This is a genomic window from Streptomyces sp. NPDC059477, assembly GCF_042749375.1.
Classification (GTDB): Bacteria; Actinomycetota; Actinomycetes; order Streptomycetales; family Streptomycetaceae; genus Streptomyces.
Genome location: NZ_JBHYUG010000131.1, coordinates 9,856 through 17,336, shown reverse-complemented (window position 1 = coordinate 17,336; position 7,481 = coordinate 9,856). Strand labels below are relative to the sequence as shown.

Below are 7,481 nucleotides of genomic sequence, written 5' to 3'. Positions count from 1 at the left end.
TGACCGGCAACCCAAAGCACCGGAACCCGCTCATCCGCCCTCCACCGGCCGTCTGGGCGCGCTCCCCACCCGTACGACCGGCCGCCCCTCGCCGTCGCGGCCCGGTACCGCTCCTCCACCGAGGCCGCGTGACCGTCAGACAGAACGAACCCAGATCCGCCCGCCCCCAGCAGCCGTGCGCGCCCGGACTGGGGGTGGGCCTGCCCGCCCGCCGCCGGCGGATCGAGGACGTCATGGAGGGCCTCACCCACACCTACGCGCAGGAACACGGGCGGCTGCCCGGTGAGAAGGCCCGGCACGGTCTGGGGTGGCAGGCGGCGCAGGACACCCGCCCGGCGAAGAAGACCCCGCGCCCGCTGGAGCAGTTGCTCGCGCGGTGGCGGGCTTCCGCGCTCCGGAGGTTCGGCAGGCAGGTGGTCGACGGGCTCCTTGAGCGCTGCCGTACGGCGGGGGCGGCGATCCGCGCCCGGGTGGACCCGGTGGTGGACGCCGCGCTCGCCGCCGTCGATGTCGCCGCGGTCGTCTTCACCGTCCGCGGGAAGTTCGCCCGCCGCCATGTCCTGGCCGAGGCCCGCCGGCACCTGCTGGAGACTCTGCGCGGCCAGGAGTTCACGCGCGGCCTGGACGACTGCATCGCAGGCCGCGCCCTGGCCGACCACGGCCGTCAGTTCACCGTTGTCCAGCCCGGCCGCCGGGCCCCGGCCGCCGACCAGGTCTTCTACACCGCCGACTTCGCCGGGCCCGACCGGTGGTGGATCGCCGGTACCGACGGCAAGCCGCCCCGGGAGTCGAGCCGATACGAGCGGGCCAGCCTCGCCGTACGCAACGCGATCCGCGCCGCCCGCCCCGCGCCCGCCGCCGCACGGGACGATGCCCCGGCCGCGACCGCGTCGGCCTCCGCACACACCGACCACACCACAACCAGGCGTCGGACGCGCCGCACGCCGTCGACAACCCCGGCCGGGACGCCGCGCTCACCCCGGCACAGCGGGCCGCCGCCATCCAAGCCCACCAGGAGGCCGCGATGCCGCAGGAGTACCTGGAGGGCCGTACGACCGACCCGGAGACGTGGCTGCGCACCCCGGAGAACCTGGACCGGCTCGCCGCCATCACCCGGGCGGCCAACGCCCGCCGCCGCGCCCTCGAGGACGGGAAGCCCCCGGCCCCGGCCGCCGACCCGGTCGACCAGCGCCGCCAGGAGCACGAGCAGCACCAGCAGCCCGAACCCGACCAAGGCCAAGGCCATGGCCTCCAGCCGTGACGCGCCGCGGCCCGCCCGGCGGGACGGACGACGAAGTCACCGCGTCAGACGCCGGGACGCGACCGGCCGCCCACCGCCGAGGTCGCCCGGGAGCGGGGAGGGTGCGGGGGATCGCTCCCCTCGAGCACGGAGGCCCCCATGGCCGCCCCGACCCCGCCGCACCTGTCGCCGGAGCAGCGTCAGCGCCTGAAGCGGCTCGCCGACGCGGCCCGGCTGCGCGCGGCGCTGTTCCCGTCGCCGAAGCCGATGCCCGCCCGGCGCCGCTCCCGCTCCCGGCAGTACCCGGCGGTCGGCCGAACCCGTGGCGCACCGCGCGGGGCCGCCGCCGGGGATGAGTGGCCATGGGGGCCTCCATCGCGTGCCCGGTGCACGGAGGGGAGCGGTGACCACGGTGGTGCGGATCGGGCGGTCCACTGAGTTGCCGCCAACTTGAAGTCGCAGGTCAAAGGGCTGGTGTGATCGGCTCTCAAGGTGCTCACTCTGGTCGTGGGCGGTTGTCTGGGATGTAGATCGTTAGTCAGCGGTCGGCTTGTCGGTTCTTGCGGTACGTCTCGTCATTCCAGCCAGGTACCTGGAAACGGGCTTGGGCGGCGGGGTTCGGGGCGGCGTCATGTCGGCCCCTAGCAGAAGGGCGGATTCACACCTGGGACCATGAGCGGATGTCCGAGGAACCGAACCCGATGTCCGGCCTGTGGCCGCTCGTGCCGTCCAGGGCCACCGACTGGCTGCTGGAGTTGTGCGGCGACGGCCTGACCGGGTTCATGCCTCCGGCGATGCCTGACGCGGTGTGGGTGCTCAACGCCATGTACGAGCACGAGCAGGGGCCTGTCGATGTGTCGTACCACGAGTACCACCAGGCACGTCTTGCCGACGGGAGCGCCCAGCCCCATATCGTCGGGGGCATTGCTCTCGACGATGTGAGCATCACTATGGGTGGAGGTCTGGGCCGTGCCCGGCACCCCGGCCCCGGCTGGCGGCGGCTTCGCTGGACCGAGCTTGCCCGGCGGACCGGTGACCCAATCGTGCCTGACGGGCTGATGCCCTCCTATCGCTGCTTCCCCTCAGCCAAGAAGGAGGGCAGCTGGCTGCTGGGCGCGGTCCCGCCGACCGAAGGGAGCCTGGACCGTGAGACCTGGAACCAGCTGATCGCCATCCTCACCCAGTACAGTCCAGCGGGCCCCGACACCCGCTGCCTGGCCTACTACAACCCGCTGACACTCGGAGCAGCCGACTTCGACAACCTCCACGTGCGTGCGGGGCGGCTCGGCGATGCCGAGATCCTGTACGACCAGTCGGAAGCTGACTTCAGCCCGTCCAACCTCTGGGCCGATGACCGCTCCTGGGTCCTGTGCACCGACTACGACCTATGGGCCACCAAGGTCGCCGGAGCTCCGGCCCTCATCAACGCATTGCTGAACGACCCTGAAATCGAGGCGGTTCGTCTGCCTTGGGCGCACTGATGACGAGCCGCTTTGTCACCATTCGGGGAGTGCAGAGCATCCCGGCATCCGGTGCGCTCGGTGCGGTTCATGGGGCGCACCGGTGCGACCGATGGCTATGCCGCGCACTCCCACCCACCGCACCGCACCATGCGCACGGGAGTGGTCGCCACTCCCCGCCCGCTCCACCCGGTGCGGCTACGCAGGGTGACGGTGCATCGGATGCGGTGTACTCGATGCCTCCTCCTTGCCCAGGTGTGCCGCCGGATTCCACCAAGCCCATCGAGCGAGAAGCAGCCCTTGTCCACCCACGAACTTCCGCGTGACCTTCGATGTTTCCCCTTGACCACCTCCGCTACCACCCCGGAGACGACCCGCACCGGGCCTCCGATGCACGGTGGCGGAGGCGGGAATTCCCCCCTCCCGACGCACCGCGCTATGTCACCGTCCGTAGGGGTGGTGCGGGGGCGGACGATGCCGCGCACCCGCACCGCGGTGCGTTCCACCGGGTGGAAGCGCACGACATCGTCCGTACTGAGTGGAGAGTGGAGGCCACCGCGAAGCGCACCAGGTGAGGGTGGAGTCCACTCGGTGCGCTCCACAGGGTGGGAGAGTGCGTGCATCGTGGGCAACTCAACGCACCATGCGTGTGCCGGTCCGCGGTCCGTACCCGCGCGCGCCGCAGGTTCTCTTTGGCCGACAGCAGTCCGAGCACGGCATGTTCCTGGTGGTGGGCGTGCCAGCGCTCCGCCAGGGTCCGGTCGGTGAACAGGGCCAGACCCCGCGCCGTCTCTTCGGTCAGGCCGACGGCATCGAAGCCGCCGGCGGCCCGGACGAACTCCATCGCGATGTCGTGGAAGCGCGGGCCGCGGAAGTAGGAGACGTGTGTGTCGTCGGGGGCCAGAGGCTGGCCGCTCTCGTCGGACACGAGCGTATGGGACGCCTTGCGGGACTCGTAGTAGGTGTTGACCTGCAGCTGGATCTCGGTGCGCATCGCGGCCAGCACGCGCTGCCGGTGGGTGGGTGCGTCCAGACACTTCTGGATAGGAGAAGGCAACCTTGCTGCCGTCGACCAGGACCGCTTCCGGGCCTTTGTGGTGACCGCGCGGGGTGGGGATGATCCGGAAGCGGTCCACCTCCGGGCCGACCTTCTCCGCCGCGTCGGGGTGCATGTCCAGCAGGTCCCGCAGCAGCAGGTCGTCGTCCTCCTGGTCGACGACCTGCCCGAGGCCGTAGCGGTGCAGGATCGCCTGCACCGCTTCCTGCCGGGCCTTCTTCGTCGCGTAGCGGCGCGGGCCGATCCAGACCTCGGGCACCTTGAGCTCCTTTGCCGAGCGGGTGACGGGAGCGCTCACGCTAGAGCACGTTCCCCGGTCCGGACGGAGCTTCGCTCTTGCTGTCAGCCCGCCGGGGGACATGGAGCAGATCGTGATGCCGCTCACGGACATAGCCGGACTGCAAGGGGCGGTCAAGGAGGAACCGGACACCTGCTGTCGGTGGCTGTTAGGGGCTGTTTGGGGTTCGGATCATGTGGTTGGGGTGAGGTGCTTCAGCCACATGATCGATCCTCGGAGGCGGAGTCCCGCCTCGTAGCTTTCCGGGGACTTGTCGTAACAGGTCGCGAGTCCGCGCCAGGTCTTGATCTTCTGGAAGCAGCGCTCGACGGTGTTGCGCTGCTTGTACCGGTGAGGGTCGAAGGTGACGGGCCGGCCGCCCGCCGAGCCCTTCCTCTTCCGGTTCGCGGCCTGGTCCTTCTTCTCCGGGATGACTGCGGTGATACCGCGTCTGCGCAGGTAGGTGCGGTTGGCCTTGGAGGAGCAGGCCTTGTCAGCGGCCACCGCGGCGGGCCGGGTCCGCGGGCGTCCGGCGGGGCCGGCGACCCGGATTCTGTTCAGCACTGCCTGGAACCGGGGGCTGTCGGCGGCCCGGCCGGGTGTCAGGACGAAGGCCAGCGGCAGACCCGAGGCATCGACCACGGCATGGATCTTGCTGCTCAGCCCGCCTCTGGACCGGCCGAGCCCGGCCCCTTCGCCCTCGCGCGGGTGCGGCGCCGTGCCGCAGCACGGTCCTGTTGCGGCTCGTCCCCGGTGCCCGCACCGGATGCGGGCGGCGGGGCATCACACGCAGGACCGGTCCCTGCTGCGGCAGCGGGACCCCCTTTTCCTCGGTCAGGGCCTGTTCGAGAGCGTCCAGGGTCTCCCCGGCGACCGCCAGCCCCGCCGATCCGTGGTGGGCCCGCACGACCGTGGAGTCCACACTGACCAGTTCGAGCCCGACCCGGCCCCGCGCCGCAGCCTCGGCGATCAGAGCGTCCATCAGGGCCTGGAACACTCCCGCCCCCGCCCAGGCATTGAACCGTGAATACACCGTGGACCAGGGGCCATAGCGCTCCGGCACATCACGCCAGCCGGTCCCGGCCCGGAACCGCCACAGCACCCCGTTGAACTGATCCCGCACCCGCCGCGGCAGCGGACCGGTCGCCGCCACCGGCAGATACCCCTCGATCAACGCCCACTCGGCATCCGTCACATCAAAACGCGCCACATCCGAGTTCTACCAGCACCACTCAGCACACCACCGAGCCATGAAGAGATCCGAACCCCAAACAGCTCCTGGCTGCCGCGGCTGAGGAGCGGCTGGCCCGTCTGTGCGTGGCGATGGTGTAGTTCGAGGAGGTCTACCGCTCCGGCAGCCTGTACCCGGGGTCAGTCATTGTGCGTCTGGCCGGCGAGCTGACGTTGCCCGCCTTGCTCGCTCAGGTCCCCGATTACATGGTGGACGACCTCACGGCGCAGGTGCGGCTTGCACAGGACGCCCTCGGCGAGCTGCGAGCTAGCACCGAGGCCGAGGAGTGCTATTCAGGACCTGTCTTCGCCGGCTCGCGCGCGGTGGGCGGCGCGGACGCGGACCTGATCGCCGGCCAGCTGCTGCTGGACTTCAAAGCGCTGAAGGATCCAGTCCGTCTCCCGCCAGCAGCGGCATATCAGTTGGCTGGATACGCGCTACTGGATTTTGAGGATCTCTACCGTCTGGAGCGGGTCGGCCTCTACCTCACCCGCAGCGGGCAGCTCATCACCTGGGGACTGGGGGAGTTCGCAGGCTTACTGGGTGCACAGATCCCGGTGCCTGAGCTGCGGACTGAGCTCTCCGATCGCCTCGCCAGCGAAGCCCCGGATGCCGAGGCGTAATTGACGCTGGGCGCTGTTTCCAGGACGGCACGGTGCGCGCGACGGCGGCCCCGCGCGGCCGGAAGACTGCAAACAGGCCGCCGACGAGTTTTGCCACGCGACATGTACGGCGGGACCGGCTCGACTCCAGACTGAGGACAGCAGCCGTTCCGCAGCCGTTGCCGACTGAACCTGCCCCGAGGCGCCGCGACTCTACGCTTGGCCCGCGCACCGCCAACCGAGAACCTTCAGCACACCGACGGCAACCCACGCTCGCCTCGCCGGTCACGCTCCGGCCGGTCTCACCGCCACTCCTCCCACCCACCCCGGGCACAACACCGCTGGATCGCCGGGTCCCCTGCAACATCGGCCCTGGACTACGCCTGCTGCGCAGGGCCGGCACCGGGTCCGACGTCGGCCCTGCGCCCGCCTTCCTGGTCCGTAGCTCTGCCGTCCGCCTCTCAGGACGTCGGTAAGCACAACGCCCCCGTTCACCCCCCGCGCGTTACATAAACCTGGACCTAGTTATGTACCGGAGGGTTAGACTTGCTCAGGCGTTACACCCCGGTGCGGCGCGTGGCCGACCGCCCCCTCTTCTGCTGCTGGAGCTGCCCGTGTCCTCCCCACGTTCCTCATCCGCAGTCAAGACCGGCGCGGCCAAAGGCCTCCTGCTGCCTCCTGCCGAGGACCCGGCATGGGCCAGCGTGCCCCTCGCACTGCGCCAGGACCTGTCCGGACACGCCCACCGCCTGGTGAACCCGCCACGCGGAGGACTAGCGGAGAAGTCCGGCCGCCCGCTGCGCCTGGCGCTGAGCGCCGCCGCCAAGCTACGCCCGACCGGCGCGCACTGGCACGTGCTGCTCACCACGCCCCGCTCCGCGTTCGGTGGCCCCACCAGCGACCGCGCCGAGCAGGCATACGGGGTCCTGCAGCAGGTGGTCGACGAATACCTGCGCCCCGTCCTGGCCGCCGCTTCTACGGCCACAGCCGAGCCGGACGCCCCCGCCACCGCGTCGTCAGCCGCCATCCCAAACACGACTACCGCGCGCCCGGCCCCCGCCCTGGCCCCAGTCAGCGGCACGCCCGTCAGTAGCGCCGCGGAGAAACCCGCCCCGCCAGCGCCCAGCGAGATCGTCACCGACGACTCCGACCACCAGCCTGCCACCACGTCCACCCCCACCATGCCGACGCCCGCCCTCCCCGCCCCCGCTGCCCCGGCCACGCTCCACCAGGCCCGCGCCAAGCTGCCCGAGCTGATCCGCGCGGCCACCAACGGCGCCCCCACCCCCCTGACGGCCCGAGACACCGACCACGCCCTGCTGACCACCCCCCACGCCGCCACCGCACTCGGCTGGGACCTCACCCACGCCCCCGTCCACGGGATCGCCGACGCACGCAAGAAACTCGGCGACCTCATCCACGAAGCCGCCCACGGCCACCCCCAGATCCTGCGCCGCCACACCACCCCCGTCGCCGTACTGCTCCCCGCCACCCCCGACCAAGCCCCCCGCCCCCCAATCGCCGCGCCCCCGCCCACGCCCGCACCGGAGCTGGCAGGCAGCACCACCCCGGCCGCCACCGGCACCGCCTCACTGTCCATCGCCGCCCCTGCAG

General features: G+C 71.2%; 8 protein-coding genes and 2 pseudogenes. 5 read left to right on the top strand and 5 right to left on the bottom strand.

Translation table 11 applies throughout. The annotated features are described in order from the left end of the window. Together ACFXAZ_RS36840 and ACFXAZ_RS36835 are read right to left on the bottom strand one after the other, a co-directional pair. Positions 1-659, bottom strand: a 659-nt coding sequence (locus tag ACFXAZ_RS36840) for a hypothetical protein (RefSeq protein ID WP_384600560.1), incomplete at its 3' end; no start/stop codon positions are given. 59 nt (positions 660-718) lie between these two features. After that, on the bottom strand, positions 719-1,006 hold the full coding sequence (locus ACFXAZ_RS36835) for a hypothetical protein (RefSeq protein WP_384600557.1): 288 nt from the start codon (positions 1,004-1,006) through the stop codon (positions 719-721). Positions 1,007-1,024: 18 nt separating this feature from the next. Here ACFXAZ_RS36835 and ACFXAZ_RS36830 point away from each other — a divergent pair, with 18 nt between their 5' ends. From ACFXAZ_RS36830 to ACFXAZ_RS36820, 3 genes are all read left to right on the top strand, one after another. Beyond that, a complete protein-coding gene (locus ACFXAZ_RS36830) occupies positions 1,025-1,261 on the top strand; it encodes a hypothetical protein (protein WP_384600554.1) in 237 nt (78 codons plus the stop codon). Between the two features lie 138 nt (positions 1,262-1,399). Continuing rightward, positions 1,400-1,678: a hypothetical protein gene (locus ACFXAZ_RS36825; protein ID WP_384600552.1), complete on the top strand. Its 279-nt coding sequence runs from the start codon at positions 1,400-1,402 to the stop codon at positions 1,676-1,678. Between the two features lie 242 nt (positions 1,679-1,920). Next, positions 1,921-2,721, top strand: coding sequence for a hypothetical protein (locus tag ACFXAZ_RS36820; protein ID WP_384600551.1), 801 nt, complete (start codon positions 1,921-1,923; stop codon positions 2,719-2,721). A 415-nt stretch (positions 2,722-3,136) separates the two neighbouring features. Here ACFXAZ_RS36820 and ACFXAZ_RS36815 read toward each other — a convergent pair whose 3' ends face one another. From ACFXAZ_RS36815 to ACFXAZ_RS36805, 3 genes and pseudogenes are all read right to left on the bottom strand, one after another. Beyond that, positions 3,137-3,757 carry a hypothetical protein gene (locus ACFXAZ_RS36815; RefSeq protein ID WP_384600563.1) on the bottom strand — a complete coding sequence of 207 codons (621 nt, stop codon included), beginning with the start codon at positions 3,755-3,757 and terminating at the stop codon, positions 3,137-3,139. Between the two features lie 46 nt (positions 3,758-3,803). Further along, positions 3,804-4,118, bottom strand: a pseudogene (locus ACFXAZ_RS36810) (DUF3223 domain-containing protein); the annotation flags it as partial. A gap of 108 nt (positions 4,119-4,226) precedes the next feature. After that, positions 4,227-5,244 (bottom strand): annotated as a pseudogene (locus ACFXAZ_RS36805) (IS5 family transposase). Positions 5,245-5,447: 203 nt separating this feature from the next. Between ACFXAZ_RS36805 and ACFXAZ_RS36800 the strand changes: the two are divergent. Then, the gene (locus tag ACFXAZ_RS36800) at positions 5,448-5,888 is read left to right on the top strand and encodes a hypothetical protein (RefSeq protein WP_384600547.1); all 441 of its coding nucleotides are present in this window, start codon (positions 5,448-5,450) and stop codon (positions 5,886-5,888) included. Positions 5,889-6,571: 683 nt separating this feature from the next. After that, positions 6,572-7,481: type II toxin-antitoxin system prevent-host-death family antitoxin (locus ACFXAZ_RS36795; protein WP_384600544.1), on the top strand; the 910-nt coding region annotated here is incomplete at its 3' end.